General features: G+C 60.4%; 1 protein-coding gene. It reads left to right on the top strand.

The annotated features are described in order from the left end of the window. Positions 1-611, top strand: a 611-nt coding sequence (locus tag EN750_RS37965; protein WP_127399505.1) for an extracellular solute-binding protein, incomplete at both ends; no start/stop codon positions are given.

Genomic DNA, 611 nt, shown 5'->3' with positions numbered 1-611 from the left:
ACCCAGGATACATGGAGCGGCGAACTGGCCAAGCTGCGTGCCACGGTCGATAGCGGCAATGTTGCCTGGGATGTCATCGACGTCGATCCGCAAACAGGCGCGACCGCCTGCGATCAGGGCTTGCTTGAAAAAATCGGCGGCGATGCGGGCTTCAAGGCCGCCGGCCTTGTGGATGGTGCTCTGACTGATTGCGCCGTGGGAACCAGTGTCTATGCCACGGTCCTGGCGTTCCAGAAGCAGGCATTCCCAACGGCGCCCACCAAACTGGCGGACATCTTTGACACGACCCGCTTCCCCGGCAAACGTGGCTTTCGCAAGAGCCCGGTGGACACCCTCGAAGTCGCGCTCATAGCGGATGGCGTCGCGCCATCGGACGTCTACAAGACACTTGCAACTCCCGCCGGTGTCGATCAAGCGTTCAAGAAGCTCGACACGATCAAAAAAGACATCGTCTGGTGGGAGGCTGGCGCGCAGCCGCCGCAGCTTCTCAAATCCGGGGAAGTCAAGTTGACGCTGGCCTGGAATGGCCGCATCGCCGACGCCAACACAAAGGAAAACGCCGATCTGGGGATTGCCTGGACCAATCAGATCCGTGGCTTTGATATGTGGGT

The sequence above is a fragment of the Mesorhizobium sp. M7A.F.Ca.ET.027.03.2.1 genome (assembly GCF_003999175.1).
GTDB lineage: Bacteria > Pseudomonadota > Alphaproteobacteria > Rhizobiales > Rhizobiaceae > Mesorhizobium.
Note: the sequence above shows the minus strand (reverse complement) of the source record. Positions and strands in the feature narration are given on the sequence as shown.